This window comes from Streptomyces coelicoflavus (assembly GCF_003112555.1).
Classification (GTDB): domain Bacteria; phylum Actinomycetota; class Actinomycetes; order Streptomycetales; family Streptomycetaceae; genus Streptomyces; species Streptomyces coelicoflavus.
This window is the reverse complement of sequence record NZ_BEWB01000019.1, coordinates 130,968-147,239: the sequence shown is the minus strand read 5'-3', so window position 1 is coordinate 147,239 and position 16,272 is coordinate 130,968. Positions and strand designations below refer to the sequence as shown.

The 16,272-nt window shown below is 72.4% G+C and carries 17 protein-coding genes; 3 read left to right on the top strand and 14 right to left on the bottom strand.

Features of this window, described 5'->3' with window-relative positions; all coding sequences use genetic code 11:
- Positions 1–95 precede the first annotated feature (95 nt).
- Both Sco07f_RS36080 and Sco07f_RS36075 read left to right on the top strand, forming a co-directional pair.
- The gene (locus tag Sco07f_RS36080) at positions 96–1,388 is read left to right on the top strand and encodes a 3-oxoacyl-ACP reductase (RefSeq protein ID WP_108990360.1); all 1,293 of its coding nucleotides are present in this window, start codon (positions 96–98) and stop codon (positions 1,386–1,388) included.
- Entirely contained in the window at positions 1,388–2,287 is a 900-nt protein-coding gene (locus Sco07f_RS36075) for a MaoC/PaaZ C-terminal domain-containing protein (RefSeq protein WP_108990377.1), read from the top strand. Before Sco07f_RS36080 ends, Sco07f_RS36075 begins: the two co-directional genes overlap by 1 nt.
- Here Sco07f_RS36075 and Sco07f_RS36070 read toward each other — a convergent pair.
- From Sco07f_RS36070 to Sco07f_RS36025, 11 genes are all read right to left on the bottom strand, one after another.
- Positions 2,272–3,042, bottom strand: coding sequence for a TetR/AcrR family transcriptional regulator (locus Sco07f_RS36070; RefSeq protein WP_108990359.1), 771 nt, complete (start codon positions 3,040–3,042; stop codon positions 2,272–2,274). The genes Sco07f_RS36075 and Sco07f_RS36070 overlap by 16 nt on opposite strands.
- Before the next feature lie 60 nt (positions 3,043–3,102).
- The gene (locus Sco07f_RS36065) at positions 3,103–4,425 is read right to left on the bottom strand and encodes a dicarboxylate/amino acid:cation symporter (RefSeq protein WP_108990358.1); all 1,323 of its coding nucleotides are present in this window, start codon (positions 4,423–4,425) and stop codon (positions 3,103–3,105) included.
- Between the two features lie 73 nt (positions 4,426–4,498).
- Positions 4,499–4,600, bottom strand: a complete 102-nt coding sequence (locus Sco07f_RS41275; protein WP_315978814.1) for a putative leader peptide — start codon at positions 4,598–4,600, stop codon at positions 4,499–4,501.
- Between the two features lie 140 nt (positions 4,601–4,740).
- A complete protein-coding gene (locus tag Sco07f_RS36060; RefSeq protein WP_108990357.1) occupies positions 4,741–5,040 on the bottom strand; it encodes a DUF4229 domain-containing protein in 300 nt (99 codons plus the stop codon).
- Positions 5,041–5,140: 100 nt separating this feature from the next.
- The gene (locus tag Sco07f_RS36055; protein WP_108990356.1) at positions 5,141–5,665 is read right to left on the bottom strand and encodes a GNAT family N-acetyltransferase; all 525 of its coding nucleotides are present in this window, start codon (positions 5,663–5,665) and stop codon (positions 5,141–5,143) included.
- A gap of 16 nt (positions 5,666–5,681) precedes the next feature.
- Positions 5,682–6,323 (bottom strand): UdgX family uracil-DNA binding protein, encoded by a 642-nt coding sequence (locus Sco07f_RS36050; protein ID WP_108990355.1) that lies wholly within the window; start codon positions 6,321–6,323, stop codon positions 5,682–5,684.
- Positions 6,324–6,527: 204 nt separating this feature from the next.
- Positions 6,528–7,691, bottom strand: coding sequence for an aminofutalosine synthase MqnE (mqnE, locus tag Sco07f_RS36045; protein ID WP_087789939.1), 1,164 nt, complete (start codon positions 7,689–7,691; stop codon positions 6,528–6,530).
- A gap of 44 nt (positions 7,692–7,735) precedes the next feature.
- Positions 7,736–8,194, bottom strand: coding sequence for an Lrp/AsnC family transcriptional regulator (locus Sco07f_RS36040; protein WP_007443788.1), 459 nt, complete (start codon positions 8,192–8,194; stop codon positions 7,736–7,738).
- A gap of 67 nt (positions 8,195–8,261) precedes the next feature.
- On the bottom strand, positions 8,262–8,912 hold the full coding sequence (locus Sco07f_RS36035; RefSeq protein WP_042824853.1) for a UbiX family flavin prenyltransferase: 651 nt from the start codon (positions 8,910–8,912) through the stop codon (positions 8,262–8,264).
- A gap of 55 nt (positions 8,913–8,967) precedes the next feature.
- On the bottom strand, positions 8,968–9,873 hold the full coding sequence (gene mqnP / locus Sco07f_RS36030) for a menaquinone biosynthesis prenyltransferase MqnP (protein ID WP_007443784.1): 906 nt from the start codon (positions 9,871–9,873) through the stop codon (positions 8,968–8,970).
- Positions 9,870–11,327: a menaquinone biosynthesis decarboxylase gene (locus Sco07f_RS36025; protein ID WP_007443783.1), complete on the bottom strand. Its 1,458-nt coding sequence runs from the start codon at positions 11,325–11,327 to the stop codon at positions 9,870–9,872. The genes mqnP and Sco07f_RS36025 overlap by 4 nt, the downstream gene beginning before the upstream one ends.
- A 90-nt stretch (positions 11,328–11,417) precedes the next feature.
- Between Sco07f_RS36025 and Sco07f_RS36020 the strand changes: the two genes are divergently transcribed.
- The gene (locus Sco07f_RS36020) at positions 11,418–11,768 is read left to right on the top strand and encodes a PLD nuclease N-terminal domain-containing protein (RefSeq protein ID WP_087789940.1); all 351 of its coding nucleotides are present in this window, start codon (positions 11,418–11,420) and stop codon (positions 11,766–11,768) included.
- A gap of 34 nt (positions 11,769–11,802) precedes the next feature.
- Here the strand turns inward: Sco07f_RS36020 and Sco07f_RS36015 are convergent, their stop codons facing one another.
- From Sco07f_RS36015 to Sco07f_RS36005, 3 genes are all read right to left on the bottom strand, one after another.
- Positions 11,803–13,740 carry a serine/threonine-protein kinase gene (locus tag Sco07f_RS36015; protein WP_108990354.1) on the bottom strand — a complete coding sequence of 646 codons (1,938 nt, stop codon included), beginning with the start codon at positions 13,738–13,740 and terminating at the stop codon, positions 11,803–11,805.
- Positions 13,741–13,872: 132 nt separating this feature from the next.
- On the bottom strand, positions 13,873–15,699 hold the full coding sequence (locus tag Sco07f_RS36010) for a protein kinase domain-containing protein (protein WP_108990353.1): 1,827 nt from the start codon (positions 15,697–15,699) through the stop codon (positions 13,873–13,875).
- Positions 15,700–15,758: 59 nt separating this feature from the next.
- Positions 15,759–16,166, bottom strand: coding sequence for a VOC family protein (locus tag Sco07f_RS36005; protein ID WP_007445745.1), 408 nt, complete (start codon positions 16,164–16,166; stop codon positions 15,759–15,761).
- Between the last annotated feature and the right edge of the window lie 106 nt (positions 16,167–16,272).

The window sequence follows — 16,272 nt, the reverse complement described above, 5'->3', positions numbered from 1 at the left end:
AACCTTACTCCAGAGTAAGCAGTTGTGGGCACGGTGGACCCGGTGGGCACCGCAGCCGGCCTCTGGACCACGTCGCAGCCGCCTGGGAGACAGACATGGCCGACCGCTATCTCAGCTTCACCGGCACCGCACCCGGCCGGTTCCTCACCCGCAGGCTGGGCCTGCCGCAACCGGCCGAGCTGCGGCGGGACGCGCTCGACGGCGGCCTGCTGCACCTCACGGCCGGCAAGTCGGACCTCGACCCCGCAGCCGTCCTGGCCCGCACGGGCCTTCCCCGGGACGAGGACGGCCGCCCCGCCGCCGTCGTCCTCGACGCCACCGGCGTACGGGACATCGACTCGCTCGCCGAGGTGCACGCCGCCCTGCACCCCGTCGTACGGTCCGTCGCCGCGAGCGGCCGCGTGGTCGTGCTCGGCGCCCCGATCGACGCGGGCGACCACCACCAGGCCGCCGTGCAGCAGGCGCTGGAGGGCTTCACGCGTTCGCTCGGCAAGGAGATCGGCCGGGGCAGGACCGTCAACCTCGTACGGCTCACCGACGCGGCGCCCGCCGAGTCCACCCTCCGCTTCCTCCTCTCCCCCGCCTCCGCGTACGTCAGCGGCCAGGTGATCGAGGTCGGGGCCGAGGCCGCGGGCGCCGACCCCGACGACTGGGCGCTGCCGCTCGCCGGGCGCACCGCCCTGGTCACCGGCGCCGCACGGGGCATCGGCGCCGCGGTCGCCGAGACGCTGGCCGGGCAGGGCGCCCACGTCGTCGTCCTCGACGTGCCGCAGGCCGAGGACGCGGCACGCCGGGCCGCCGAACGCCTGGGCGGCACCGCCCTCGCGCTCGACATCACGGCGGCGGACGCCGGCGAGCGCATCGCCGCCGCACTGCCCGGCGGGCTCGACGTCCTCGTCCACAACGCGGGCATCACCCGTGACCGGCGGCTGGTCAACATGCCCGCCGACCGCTGGAGTTCCGTCCTCGACGTCAACCTCGCGAGCGTCCTGCGCACCACGGACGCGCTGCTCGCGGCGGGCGCGGTCAACCGGGGCGGCCGGATCGTGGCGACGGCCTCCATCGCCGGGCTCGCGGGCAACGCGGGCCAGACCAACTACGGCGCGAGCAAGGCGGGCATCGTCGGCCTGGTCCGCTCGCTGGCGCCGAGCGCGCTCGCCGGGCACGGGGTCACGGTGAACGCGGTGGCGCCCGGTTTCATCGAGACGAAGATGACGGCGGCGGTCCCGCTCTTCATCCGGGAGGCCGGCCGCCGCATGAACTCCCTCGCCCAGGGCGGCCTGCCCGCCGACGTCGCCGAGACGACCGCCTGGCTCGCCCACCCGGCCTCCGGCGCGGTCAACGGCCAGGTCGTACGGGTCTGCGGCCAGAGCCTGCTGGGGGCGTGATGACCACCGCGACCCCGACGACCAGCACCCTGACCGGCGTCCCCGCCCTCGCGCCGCTCCTCGCGCGCGGCGCGCTGCTGTCGCCGCTGAAGCGCCCGCGCCCGGACGCGGACTTCCCCCGCACCCGGCTGGTCCTGCCCGGCCTGCGCGTGGACCTCGCGCGGCTCGCGGCGTACGAGCGGGTGTGCGGGTTCCCGACCGGCGCGGACGCGCTCCCGGTGACGTACCCGCACGTGCTGGGCTTCCCGCTGGCCATGCGCCTGATGAGCGGCCGGGGCTTCCCGCTGCCCCTGCTCGGGCTCGTCCACACCTCCATCGGCATCACCCGGCGGACCGTCGTCCCCGCGACCGGGGCGTACGAACTCGCCGTGCGCGTCGAGGGCCTGGCCCCGCACCGGCGCGGCACCGAGGCGTCGGTGGTCACGGAACTGCGGGCCGGCGCCGACGTCGTGTGGGAGTCCCGCAGCACCTACCTGGCCCGGCACCGCACCACCGCGCGGCCCCCCGCCGAAGACCCCTCCCCGGAACGCCGGGAGCCCCTCCCCGTCCGCGCCGAGTGGCGGCTCGCCGGCGACACCGGACGCCGCTACGGCGCGGCCTCCGGGGACCGCAATCCGATCCACCTGCACCCGCTCACCGCCCGCCTGTTCGGCTTCCCGCGGGCCATCGCGCACGGCATGTGGACCGTGGCCCGGTGCCTCGCCGAGCACGGGACGCCGGACGCGGCCGTGGTGCGGGCGGAGTTCCGGTCACCGGTGCTGCTGCCGGGGACGGTGACGTACGGGGCCGAGGACGGCGCGGACGGCGGGGGCGGCGCGGGCGGCCGGTTCGAACTGCGCGGCGCCCGCGACGGACGGCTGCACCTGTCCGGCGGGGTCGGGCCCTACCCCGCGGCCTGAGCCACCGGCGCGGAATCCGCCTCCGGGTCTGGATCCGCCACCGGGTCGGGATCCGACTCCAGTCCGGACTCCTCCGGTCCGGACTCCTCCGCTCCGGACTCCTCCGCTCCGGACTCCTCCGGCGCGGACCACGGGCGCCCCGCCATCAGGTCGCCCAGGCCGGCCCAGGCGAAGTTCATCAGGGTCGCCGCCGCCTGCTTGGCGGTGACCCCCTCGGTGGCGCCCGCCCAGTCGGCGAGCGACTCTGCGGCACCGACCAGCGCCTCGGCCAGCCCGGCGACCTCGCCCTCGGCCAGGTGCGGATCCCGGTGCGCGTCGCGCGCGGCGGCGGCGATCAGCTGCGTCACGAACGCGACGATCTCCTCGCGCATCGCCGCGACCTCGGCGGCGAACCGCTCGCCGTGCGTACGGGCGTGCAGGTGCAGCACCCGCCAGGCGTCCGGGTGCCGCGCGGTGTGGCTGAAGAAGGCCCGCAGCCCCGACCAGAGTTGCCCGTCGGCGGGCAGCCCCGGACGCACGCCGGCCCGCACCGCCTCGGTGAGGGCGCGGGCCTCGCGGCCGACACAGGCGCTGAAGAGGTCGTCCTTCGAGTTCAGGTACAGGTACACCAGCGGCTTGGACACGCCCGCCAGTTCGGCGATCTCGTCCATCGACGCCGCCATGTACCCGCGCCTGCCGAAGACGCTCACGGCGGCGTCCAGCATCTGCTGCTCACGGACCGCACGCGGCATCCGCTTGGTCTTCCCTGCACCCATGCGAATCAGCGTACGGTCCGTGTGGTGGTGTCCAGGACGGCAACGCCCTGGACAGGACGGTCAGGCGGCGACCGGAACCGGCTCCGCGTCCCGCTTCTCCCGCTCGGGCTCGTCGATCGGCGAGGCGTGCGCCTCGTCGTACGCCTTGCGGTCGAGCAGGCCCTCACGGGCCGAGACGATCACCGGGACGAGCGCCTGGCCGGCCACGTTGGTCGCCGTGCGCATCATGTCCAGGATCGGGTCGATGGCCAGCAGGAGGCCGACGCCCTCCATGGGCAGGCCCAGGGTGGAGAGGGTCAGGGTGAGCATGACCGTGGCGCCGGTGAGGCCGGCCGTGGCGGCGGAGCCCACCACCGAGACGAAGGCGATCAGCAGGTAGTCGCCGACACCGAGGTCGATGCCGAAGATCTGCGCGACGAAGATCGCGGCGATCGCCGGGTAGACCGCGGCGCAGCCGTCCATCTTGGTGGTCGCGCCGAACGGCACGGCGAAGGACGCGTACTCCTTCGGGACGCCGAGGCGCTCGGTGACCTTCTGGGTCAGCGGCATGGTGCCCACGGAGGAGCGGGAGACGAAGGCCAGCTGGATGGCGGGCCAGGCGCCCTTGAAGAACTGGAGCGGGCTGGCCTTGGCGACGGTGGCGAGCAGCGTCGGGTAGACCACGAACATCACGATGGCGCAGCCGACGTAGATGTCGGCGGTGAAGGTGGCGTACTTGCCGATGAGGTCCCAGCCGTAGGTGGCGATGGCCTTGCCGATGAGGCCGACGGTGCCGAGCGGGGCGAGGCGGATGACCCACCACAGGGCCTTCTGGAGGAGTTCGAGGACGGACTCGCTCAGGTTGAGGATCGGCTGGGCCTTCTCGCCGAGCTGGAGGGCGGCGATGCCGGCGACGGCGGCCATGAAGACGATCTGGAGGACGTTCAGCTCGGTGAACGGCGTGATGACGTCGGTGGGCACGATGCCGGTCAGGAAGTCGATCCAGGAGCCGGTGTGCTCGGGCCGGGAGCCGTCGGCCGGGGTGAGGCCGGTGCCGGAGCCGGGGTTGGTGACCAGGCCGATGACGAGGCCGATGGCCACCGCGATCAGCGACGTGATCATGAACCAGAGAAGGGTGCGGGACGCCAGGCGGGCCGCGTTGTTCACCTTCCGCAGGTTGGTGATCGAGACGAGGATCGCGAAGAAGACCAGCGGTGCGACGGCCAGCTTCAGCAGGCCGATGAAGGTGTCACCGACCTTCTCCAGGGTGGTGACCAGCCAGGATATGTCCTGGCTGCGGGCCAGCCAGCCCAGCAGGACGCCGAGGACGAGACCGGCGAGTATCTGGGCCCAGAAGGGCACCTTGAAGTACTTCGCAAAGGAAGAGGGTGAAGACACGGACATGCTCCGTAGGGGGACGGGACGCGGGATGGGATGCGCTGAGCTGACGTGGGAACGACTGGATGAGGGGGGAACGTCAGGGGCGACAGTTCGCGGACGCGTTCCGACAGAGGTCCACGTGCAGGCGCGCCACGAGCGCGAGGCGCTGTGGTGTGGTGGGCGCGGCTGCTTGCTTCATGCACACGACTTTAACACCCGCACTTTGGGACACTCAAAGCCATACTTTGAGAGGTGGGAGCGCGCTTCTGCCCGCACAACGCAAAGTGCCCCGGTTTCCGGTGATTTCGGAAGCCGGGGCGGGCGGGTGCGTGACGGACGTTACGAGGCCTGGCCCTGCGCCCGTGCCGTGTCGTCGGCGGTGTCCTCCTGGCCGCGGTTGGCCTCCAGGTTGGCCTTCATGCGGGTGACGCGGCCCGCGACCTGCTCCGAGGCCCGGTCCCGCTCCTTGCGCAGTGCGACGTAGCTGATGGGGGCGGAGATCAGCAGGGAGAGCAGGAGGATCCACATACCGTTGGAGTCGCCGAGGCCGCGCGGGAACACTCCGGCGTAGACGAGCCCCCAGACGGCCACGAGGCAGCCCACGAAGATCCCGAGGCGCATCAGTGTGTAGCGGAGCATCTCAATCCACTCTTCCGTTTCTGGCACAAAGAGGCACTGTCCAGTGAAACATGCCGGACCGCCGGTCTTGCAGGGGGGTCGGCCGGGCACCGGCCGGGGGTCAGCCCAGGGGCAGCAGCAGGAAGACGTCGTCCCGGTCGTCGCCGGGGGCGACCCGGATCGCGCCGGGGACCCGCCCGACCTCCTTGTAGCCGCAGGACTCGTAGAACCGCTCCAGGCCGAGCCCGCCGCGGCAGGTGAGCCGGATCGCCTCGATGCCGTCGCAGGTGCGGGCGGCGTCCGCGGCGGCGGCCATCAGGTCACGGCCGTAGCCCCGGCCCTGGTGTCGCGGGTGGACCATGACCGTGTAGAGCCACAGCCAGTGCCGCATCAGCCGGTGCGTGTTGAGGGCGAGGAACGCGGTGGCGGCCACCCGCCCCTGCTCGTCGTGGCCGACCAGCAGCCGGGTTCGCCCCTCGGCCATGCACGCCAGGTGCTTGACCAGCTCGGGGCGGATGTCCTCGCGGGTCACCGGCGGCACGAAGCCCACGGAGCCGCCGGCGTTGGAGACGTCGGTCCACAGGTCGAGGACGCCGTCGCGGAGGTCGGGGGTGACGGCCGGATCGAAAGTGAAGGTAAGGGACACCGAGCCATGGTAACTATTACGTGAGTGTCTCCGCAGCGACTTTCAGGTCCGCCACCAGTCCCCGGTAGGCCCCGTCCCGGTCGTCGGCCCGCAGCACCGCCGAGGGGTGCACGGTGGGGACGAGCCGCTCCGGGCGCCCGTGGATCTCCTCCTCCAGCACGGTGCCGCGCACCTGCGTGACCCGGAACGACGGGCCGAGCAGCGCCTTGCCCGCCGTGGCGCCAAGCACCACGATCAGCTCGGGCTCCACCCGGTCCAGCTCGGCCGCCAGCCAGGGACCGCAGGCGGTCGTCTCACGCAGGGTGGGCGCCTTGTGGATACGGCGCTTGCCGGGTTCGGCGCGCGTGAACTTGAAGTGCTTGACGGCGTTGGTGACGTAGGCGTCCGCCGGGTCGATGCCGGCGTCCGTCAGCGCCCGGTCGAGGAGTTTGCCGGCGGGGCCGACGAAGGGTTTGCCCTGGCGGTCCTCCTGGTCGCCGGGCTGCTCGCCGACGAGCATGACCCGGGCGGAGGCCTTGCCGGCGCCGAAGACGGTCTGGGTGGCGGCCCGGTGCAGGGGGCAGCCCCGGCATTCGGCTGCGGCCTCGCGCAGGGCGGGGAGGCCGCCGCGCCGTGGAACGAAGGGTTCGGCAGTGTATGCGTCCTCGGGACCGGCCATGGGGTGCGGGTACCCGCCGTCGTCCTGCGGACCCGTGCCGGGTGCGGGTGGTCTGTGGCTGGTCGCGCAGTTCCCCGCGCCCCTCAACGGCATGCCCCCAGCGCCCACTCACAAGGCGCCGGGACCGTACCGACCCAGGGGCGCGGGGAACTGCGCGAACGGCCCCCACCGGCCCGCACCCGGCGAACAACCGAACCGCCCGTGTCAGACCCGCATCGGCTGCGGCGACTCCCGACGCGCCGGGTCGGGGCCCTCGTACTCCCGCAGGATCTCGTACCGCGTGTTCCGCTCCACCGGCCGGAACCCGGCGTCGCGGATCAGGTCCAGCAGGTCCTCGCGCGTCAGCTTGTTCGGCGTGCCGAAGTCGTCCGCGTCGTGGGTGATCTTGTACTCGACGACCGAGCCGTCCATGTCGTCCGCCCCGTGCTGGAGGGCGAGCTGGGCCGTCTGGACGCCGTGCATGACCCAGAAGACCTTGACGTGCGGCACGTTGTCGAAGAGCAGCCGCGAGACCGCGAAGGTCTTCAGCGCCTCCGCGCCGGTCGCCATCTGCGTCCGCGCCTGGAGGCGGTTCCGGACCTTGCCGTCCTTCATGTCCACGAAGTCGTGCTGGTACCGCAGCGGGATGAAGACCTGGAAGCCGCCCGTCTCGTCCTGGAGTTCACGCAGGCGCAGCACGTGGTCCACGCGGTGGCGGGGCTCCTCGATGTGGCCGTAGAGCATGGTGCACGGGGTCTTCAGCCCCTTCTCGTGCGCCAGGCGGTGGATGCGGGACCAGTCCTCCCAGTGGGTGCGGTGGTCGACGATGTGCTGCCGCACCTCCCAGTCGAAGATCTCCGCGCCGCCGCCGGTGAGGGACTCCAGACCGGCGTCGATCAGCTCGTCGAGGATGTCGGAGGCGGACATCCCGGAGATGGTCTCGAAGTGGTGGATCTCGGTGGCCGTGAACGCCTTCAGCGAGACGTCCGGCAGCGCGGCCTTCAGTTCGCGCAGCGAGCGCGGGTAGTAGCGCCACGGCAGGTTGGGGTGCAGGCCGTTGACGATGTGCAGCTCGGTGAGGTTCTCGCCCTCCATCGCCTTGGCGAGCTTCACCGCCTCCTCGATGCGCATCGTGTACGCGTCCTTCTCCCCCGGCTTGCGCTGGAAGGAGCAGTACGCGCAGGACGCGGTGCACACGTTGGTCATGTTGAGGTGGCGGTTGACGTTGAAGTGGACGACGTCGCCGTTCTTCCGCGTCCGCACCTCGTGCGCGAGGCCGCCGAGCCAGGCGAGATCGTCCGACTCGTACAGCGCGATGCCGTCCTCGCGGGTCAGCCGCTCACCGGAGCGGACCTTCTGCTCCAGCTCGCGCTTGAGCCCGGCGTCCATGCGATACCTCTTTCTGAGACAGACGGGTCAACCGTACGCCCCGGTTACTGGACCTCTTCGGGCAGCTCGCCCACCCGGTTCTCCCACTTGGTGGAGAGAACGATGGTGGTACGGGTCCGGGACACGCCCTTGGTGCCCGACAGCCGCCGGATGATGCTTTCCAGGCCGTCCACGTCGGCGGCGCGCACCTTGAGCATGTAGGAGTCGTCGCCGGCGATGAACCAGCAGTCCTCGATCTCCCGCAGCTCCTTGAGGCGCTGGGCCACGTCCTCGTGGTCGGCGGCGTCGGAGAGCGAGACGCCGATCAGGGCGGTGACGCCGAGGCCGAGCGAGGCGGCGTCGACGGTGGCCCGGTAGCCGGTGATGACACCGGCCGCCTCGAGCCGGTTGATGCGGTCGGTGACGCTGGGTCCGGAGAGTCCGACCAGGCGCCCCAGCTCCGCGTAGGAGGCCCGGCCGTTCTCCCTCAGGGCCTGGATGAGCTGCCTGTCCACCGCGTCCATGCGATCGAAGCCTTCCACTGAAGAGTTCTGAAGATGTGGGTAACAAACGTGTGGGGGGAGTTGGTGCTCAGTCGGTGGGGCGGGCCCCGCCGAGGTCGCCGCGCCAGCGGCGGTACAGGTCGTGCCCGACACCCGCGGCGTCGAGGACGCGTCCGGCGACGAAGTCCACCAGGTCCTGGATGTGCGTCGCCCCCGCATAGAACGCCGGGGACGCGGGCACCACGCTCGCGCCGGCGTCGTCCAGGGTCACCAGGTGCCGCAGTGTCCGGCCGTCCAGCGGGGTCTCCCGTACGGCCACGACGAGCCTGCGGCGTTCCTTGAGCGTCACGCTCGCGGTGCGCTGGAGCAGGTCCTTGGACAGCCCCAGCGCGACACCGGCCACGCAGGCCGTGGACGCGGGCACGATCAGCATGCCCTTCGTCGGGTACGACCCCGAGGACGGCCCGGCCGCGAGGTCGCCCGCGCTCCAGTGCCGTACGCCGGAGACGTCCGCGTCGAACGTGTCCGGCTTTCCGTCGGCTCCGCGGGCCAGCCACTCTCGCAGGTCGTGCTGCCAGTGGGCGTCGCGGAAGGAGATGCCGGTCTCGTCGAGCAGGGTGAGCCGCGAGGCCCGGCTGACCACCAGGTCGACGCTCTCGCCGGCGGCGAGCAGCGCACGCAGCACGGCGGCGGCGTACGGGGTGCCGGACGCCCCGGACACCCCCACGATCCAAGGCACGCGCTGCGTCTGTCCTGGCTTCATGATGCCGAGCCTAGTCGCAGGCTCAGGGTTTTCAGACCGTGAGGCCCCTTACGAGCAGATCCAGCAGCGCGCACACGAACAGGGCGATGCCGATGAAGCCGTTGACGCTGAAGAACGCCCTGTTGAGGCGGGTCAGGTCGGTGGGGCGGACGATGGTGTGCTCGTAGAGGAACGCGCCCGCGACGATCACCAGGCCGAGCCAGAAGAACGCGCCGGCGTCGGTGGCGAGGGCGTACCAGACGAACAGGGCCGTGGTGACCGTGTGGCAGGCGCGGGCGCCCCAGATCGCGGCGGGGATGCCGAAGCGGGCCGGGACGGACTTCACGCCGACCTGCCGGTCGGTCTCGACGTCCTGGCAGGCGTAGATCAGGTCGAAGCCACCGATCCAGATGCCGACCGCGAGGCCGAGGATCACCGCCTCCCAGGACCACTCGCCGGTGATCGCCAGCCAGCCGCCGATCGGGCCCATGGCCTGGGCGAGACCGAGGATGGCCTGCGGGAAGTTCGTGAACCGCTTGCCGTACGGGTAGACCACCATCGGTACGACGGCCACCGGGGCGAGGGCCAGGCAGAGCGGGTTGAGCAGGGCCGCCGCGCCCAGGAAGACGACCAGGGCGATCAGCGCGCCGGTCCAGGCGTGCTTGACCGACATGGCGCCGGTGACCAGTTCGCGGTGGGCGGTGCGGGGGTTGCGGGCGTCGATCTCGCGGTCGATGATCCGGTTGACCGCCATCGCGAAGGTGCGCAGGCCCACCATGGCGACGGTGACCAGGAGCAGCCGGCCCCAGTGGATGTTCTCGTCCCACAGGTACATCGCGGTCAGCGCGGCGATGTAGGCGAAGGGCAGCGCGAACACCGAGTGCTCGATCATCACCAGGCGCAGGAACGCCTTGGTGCGCCCCGGCTGCTGGGGCAGGGCGGCGGAAGCCGACGTCACAGTCCGTACTCCTTCCAGCGGCGGTCGACCTTCGCCGCCGTCTCCGGGTCGGACAGCACCATGTCCGGCCAGCCCCCGTCGCGCGTGTACCCCTCCTCGGGCAGCTTCTTCGTGGCGTCGATGCCCGCCTTGCCGCCCCAGAACTGCTGGTAGGAGGCGTGGTCGAGGTGGTCGACCGGGCCTTCGACGACGGTGAGGTCCCGGCCGTAGTCGGTGTTGCCGAGCGCCCGCCAGGCGACCTCGTGCAGGTCGTGGACGTCGCAGTCGGAGTCGACGACCACGATCAGCTTGGTCAGGGACATCATGTGGGCGCCCCAGATGGCGTGCATCACCTTCTGGGCGTGCTTGGGGTACTTCTTGTCGATCGAGACGATCGCGCAGTTGTGGAAGCCGCCGGCCTCGGGGAGGTGGTAGTCCACGATGTCCGGGACGATGATCTTGAGGAGGGGGAGGAAGAAGCGCTCCGTGGCCCGTCCGAGGGGTCCGTCCTCCGTCGGGGGGCGGCCGACCACGATCGACTGGAGCAGCGGGCGCTTGCGCATCGTCACGCAGTCGATCTTCAGGGCGGGGAAGGGCTCCTGCGGGGTGTAGAAGCCGGTGTGGTCGCCGAAGGGGCCCTCGGGGAGCATCTCGCCGGGCTCCAGCCAGCCCTCGACGACGACCTCCGCGTGCGCGGGGACCTGGAGCGGGACCGTCTTGCAGTCGACCATCTCGATGCGCTTGCCCTGGAGGAACCCGGCGAACAGGTACTCGTCGATGTCGCCGGGGAGCGGGGCGGTGGAGGCGTAGGTGACGGCGGGCGGGCAGCCGAAGGCGATGGCGACGGGCAGGCGCTCGCCGCGGCGGGCGGCGACCTGGTAGTGGTTGCGGCTGTCCTTGTGGATCTGCCAGTGCATGCCGATGGTGCGCCTGTCGTGGCGCTGGAGGCGGTAGAGGCCCAGGTTCCGGATGCCCGTCTCCGGGTCCTTGGTGTGGGTGAGGCCGAGGTTGAAGAAGGAGCCGCCGTCGTCCGGCCAGGTGAACAGGGCCGGGAGGCGCTCCAGGTCCACGTCGTCGCCGGTGAGGACGACCTCCTGGACGGGCGCGCTGCCCGGCTTCACCTTCTTCGGCGGTACGTGGGTCATCGTGCCGAGTTTCCCGAACGCCTCGCGCATGCCGACGAAGCCCTGCGGCAGCTCGGGGCGGAGCAGGCCGCCGATCTTGTCCGAGATGTCGCTGTACGCCTTGAGGCCGAGGGCCTTGAGCAGGCGGCGGTCGGTGCCGAAGACGTTCATCGCCAGCGGCATGTCGGAGCCCTTCACGTTCTCGAAGAGCAACGCGGGGCCGCCGGCCTTGTTCACCCGGTCGACGATCTCCCCGACCTCCAGGTACGGGTCCACCTCGGCCTTGATGCGCTTGAGGTCGCCCTCGCGCTCCAGCGCCCTGAGCAGGGAGCGAAGATCGTCGTAAGCCATGCCGTCCAGTATCCCCGAGCGGCTACCCTGGCCCTGTACCTGGGGGCCGTGACGCGTCCCCACCCCCTAGCTTCCCGCTGGAGAGGCCCCATGCTCCGGGTGCTGATGTTCCTTGTTCCACTGGCCCTGAGCGTCTACGCGTTCATCGACTGCATCAGCACGAAGGACGCGGACATCCGCCACATGCCCAAGCCGCTGTGGGCGATCCTCGTGCTGCTCTTCCCGCTGGTCGGCTCGATCTCCTGGATCATCGCCGGCAAGAAGCGGCAGCCCGCCGGCTCCTCGCCCCGGCAGGGCGGCGGCGGGCGACGGCAGTGGGTGGCGCCGGACGACAACCCCGAGTTCCTGAAGTCGCTGAGCAAGGACGACGAAGAGGACGAGGACGGCAAGGACGGCAAGGACGACGAGGACCGGAGCGGCGGCAGGCGGGACGAGCCCTGACGCTCCGCGCTCCGTCCCACTCCGTCCCGCTCCGTCAGATCCTGGTCCAGCGCTGGGAGGCGGAGCCGGTGCAGGTCGTGGTGGTCAGACCGATCCTGGACGCCCGCCGGTTGAGGTCGAGGCAGCCGCCGGTGTTGAGGTTCCTGAGCGAGCCGTTCGCCCCCTCCCGCCACTCTCCTCCGAACGAGCCGCAGGCGTCCTTGACGAGCCAGGCGTTCGCGCTCCGGGAGTGGATGCACTGGGCGGTTCCCACGTTGAGCATGCGGAAGGCTCCGTCGGAGGTGCTCTGGAAGCGGAAGACGGCGCTGTCGCCCGAGCAGGCGCCGTCGTCGATGGGCATGCCGACGTACATGCACTTCCCGCTCGATCCGTTCTTCAGCATGAAGCTGCCCGACGCGGACCCGCCGCCCTCCGAGTCGTCGTCGGCCCCGCCCTCCCCGGACCCGCTTCCGGAGCCCGCGGACGCGTCCGAGCCGGAGGATGCGCCCGAGTCCGACGTCCCCGTGCCGGACGACCCTCCGGCACCGGAGGATCCCCCCGAGCCGGAGGCGCCCCCGGAGTCCGAGCCGCCGCCGGACGCCCCCTGCTCCGCGTCGCCGCTTCCGCCGCCCTTCCCGCTCTCCTCGCCCTCGCCCTTGCCCTTGTCCTTGTCGTCGCCCTTGTCCTTGCCGTCCTTCTTCCCGCCGTCGGGGCTGCGGGAGGCGGAGGCGCTCGGGCCGGTCGAGCCGGTGGCGGAGCCGACCGGACCGGGGGCGGCCGTCGCGGTGGCCGTGGGCGGCGCGGCCGTGTTCCCGTCCCGGTCGTCGTCCATCACGTACGGCAGCAGTGTGAACCCGAGCGTCGCCCCGGTCACGGCGACCGGGATCACGAGCGCCAGCACCTTCGTACGAGCCCGCCGTTCACGCTTCTCCGGCGGTCCGCCCGTGACCACGGGGACGGAAGGCGCGGCGGGCACCGCCTCGCGCCCCTCCCCCTGCCCGCCCTTCTGGTCCGGCTCCCCCGGCTCCTCCGGCTCGTCCGCCTCCGGCAGCGGTACGGGCTCGGGGACCCGTGCGGCGAAGGCCGCCCGCTCGGACAGCCGCCCGGTGATGTCCTCCGGCCACGGCGAGGCGGCCGACGGACCGCGTCCCGCGGCGTGTTCGACGAGTTCGGCGGCGCTGGGCCGGCCCTCGTGGTCCTTGTCCAGGCAGGACGCGACGACGTCGGCGAGCTCGGGGTCCAGGTCGCGCAACGGCTGGAGGTCCGGCTCCTCGTGCACGATGCGGTACAGCACGGCGTGCCCGGACTCGTCGCCGAAGGGCGGCCGGCCGGAGGCGGCGTACGCGAGGACCGAGCCCAGCGCGAAGACGTCGACGACTCCGCTGGACGCCCGCTTGCCGGAGGCCTGCTCGGGCGACATGTAGGCGGGCGTGCCCACCACCATGCCGGTCCTGGTGAGCTGGCTCTGCTCGGCGGCGCGGGCGACGCCGAAGTCGATGAGGGTGAGGCCGTCCAGGGTCAGCATGACGTTGGACGGTTTGAGGTCCCGGTGGACCATGTCCAGGGCGTGCACCGCCGCCAGTGCGGTGGCCGCCTCCCGCAGGATCAGCCACAGCGCCTCGGCGGGCAGCGGCCCGTGCAGGTCGACGGCCTCGCGCAGGGTGATGCCGGGCACGTAGGCGGTGGCGAACCACGGCGGCCGGGCGTCCCGGTCTCCCGCGAGCAGCGGCGCGGTGGCCCCGTCGGGCAGTCGGGCGAGGTTGTCCAGCTCGTGTCCGAAGCGGCGCAGGAACTCCTTGTCCTCGCCGGCGACCGACGGCAGGACCTGCTTGACGGCCGCGTACCGGCCCTCGTGGACGCCGAGATAGACCCGGCCCATGCCACCGGCCCCGAGCCGGCCCAGCAGCGGGATCGGTCCGATCCGGCTCGGGTCCTCGTCCTCCAACGGCTCGGCACCACTGCCCGTGAGGCCGGTTCCGGCTTCCCCGCTCAACTCTCTCCCCGTTCGCCGGCGCCGCGTGCTCCCTGCGGATGCCGCGGCCACTCCTCGGAAAGCTACATCTTTAGCACGGGAGCACCGATCACTGTCCCAACTACCGTTCGACAGACCGCCGGTGATGCCGCGTCACCCGGACTGCGCGAGCTTCGCGACCCGCGCCGGGGCCAGCGCCCGGTCGAAGGCCCGTACGTCGCGGATGGCGCCGGGGAAGAAGTCGCGGGGCTGTCCGTCGAAGGAGGCCCGGCCGATCACGAAGGCGCCGGTCGCGGGCGCGGAGGCGGTGTCGTCGACGACCGCCTCCTCGACGCCGTCGACGTACAGGCGCAGCTTGCGGCCGGCGCCGTCGCAGACGCCGGTCAGGTGGGTCCAGACGTGCGCGGCGGGCGCGGTGCGGCCGACGGCGCGCAGGCCCGGGCGGGAGAACGCCCAGCCCCGGTCCTCGCTGGAGTACTGGAGGTAGAAGCCGCTGGCGTCGGCACTGTCCTGGCTGACGGCGGTGGCGAAGACGCCGGGCACGACGGCGAGGCGCACCCAGGCGGCGACGGTGAAGCCGCGGCCCGCGCCGGTCTTCAGCACCGGGCCGTCGGTCACGATCTGGCTGCCGGTCCCGTCGAAGGCGGCGCCTCCCCCGGCGCCCTGCCAGGCGACGCCGGTCACGGTGCCGTCGTGGCCGCCGACGGTGTCCCGCGCGACCTGGCCGGAGGCCTCGTCGAGGGGCCAGAGTCCGACCAGGCCCGGGGGCGGGGAGGGCGCGGACGAGGGCGACGGCGACGGCGCGGGCGGTGCGTCGTCCGCCGGGCCGGAGTCCGCCGGGCGGTTGAGCCAGAACCCGGTCCCCACGCCGAGGGCGGCGAGCGCGCCCGCGCCGGAGAGCAGGAAGGCCCGTCGGCTCCGGCGGCCGCCGTCGCCGGTCGCCGTCGGGGGTACGTCCGCCGGTGCGGGCGCCGACGGGTACGCCTGTGGAGGTGCCGACGGGTGCGCCTGCGGACGTGATGTGTCGACGCGGGTGTGCTGGTGCGCCGGGGGTGCCTGGTGCGCCGGAGGTGCCGCGGCCGGCGGGACGATCCGGGTGGGCACGGCGTCCGCGCGGGTCGGCCGGACGGACGGCGTCCACTGGTGGGCGTGCGGCAGGGCCGTCGCGCTGTCGCCGCCCAGCGGGCCGATGCGGGCCAGGATCTCGCGCGGGGCGGGACGGCGGGCCGGGTCCTTGGCGAGGCAGTCGGCGATCAGGGACCGCAGGGCGGGGTCGGCGACGGCGTCCACGTCGGGGGCGTTGTGCACGACGCGGTAGAGCAGCGCGGGTGTCGGTCCGGCGCCGAAGGGGCCCGCGCCGGTCGCCGCGAAGGCCAGCACCGCGCCCAGGCAGAACACGTCGCTGGCCCAGGTGACCTCGTCCCCGTTGACCTGCTCCGGGGACATGAAGCCCGGGGAGCCCGCCATGTGCCCGGTGCCGGTGAGGGAGTCGGCGTCGACGCTGCGGACGATGCCGAAGTCGATGACGCGCGGCCCGTCCTCGGCGAGCAGCACGTTGGAGGGCTTGAGGTCGCGGTGGACGAGGTGCGCGGCGTGGATGGACACCAGGGCCTCGGCGAGACCGGCGGCCAGGGTGAGCACGGCCTGCGGTTCGAACGGCCCCCGCTCGGCCACCGCCTGTTCCAGTGACGGCCCGGCGATGTAGCTGGTGACCAGCCAGGGCAGCGGCGCGTCCGGGTCGGCGTCGACGACGGGCGCGGTGAAGGCACCGCTGACCGTCCTGGCCGCCCGGACCTCGCGCCGGAAGCGGTCGCGGAACTCGGGCCGGCGCAGCAGCTCGGCGTGCACCACCTTGACGGCGACGAGCCGCCCGCCCGGGGACCGGCCGAGGAAGACCCTGCCCATGCCGCCCACGCCCAGCCGGCTCAGCAGCCGGTACTCCCCCACGGAGCGCGGGTCGTCCGGCTCCAGCGCTGACACAGATCCCTCCCGGCGTGCGGTTCCTCGCCCCTGCGGGCGGGTCCAGCATAGGGGGGCCGTCAGCGGGCGACGTCGGCGAACTTCTCGACGGCGGCCGGGGTGACGGGCGTGAAGAAGTTGACCAGGTTGCCGTCCGGGTCGCGGAAGAGGAGCGCACGGTTGCCCCAGGGCATGGTCGTGGGCTCCTTGACGAACTCCCCGACGAACCCGGTCAGGTTGCGGTGCACGGCGTCCACGTCGTCGACGAGGAACTCGATGATCACGCTGCGGTTGTCGGCCGGGTGGGCCGAGCCGGGGGCGAAGAGCGGCACGGTGCGGGTGCTGCCGATCGCGAGCGTCCCGGACGGGGTGCGCAGTTCCGCGAAGTCCTCGGTGGCCCAGGTCGCGCGCAGGCCGGTGGCGCGCTCGTAGAAGCCGACGAGACGGGCGACGTCGTCCGTGATGACGCGGAGCGAGACGAGGTTCATGGGGTGCCTCCTGGGGCTGATCAGTGCCTACCGGCGTCCTGCGTTGGCCTCACGCTAGGAGCAATACCGGTCACAATCCGGCCGGTATCGGCGGCAGACTTGGGGC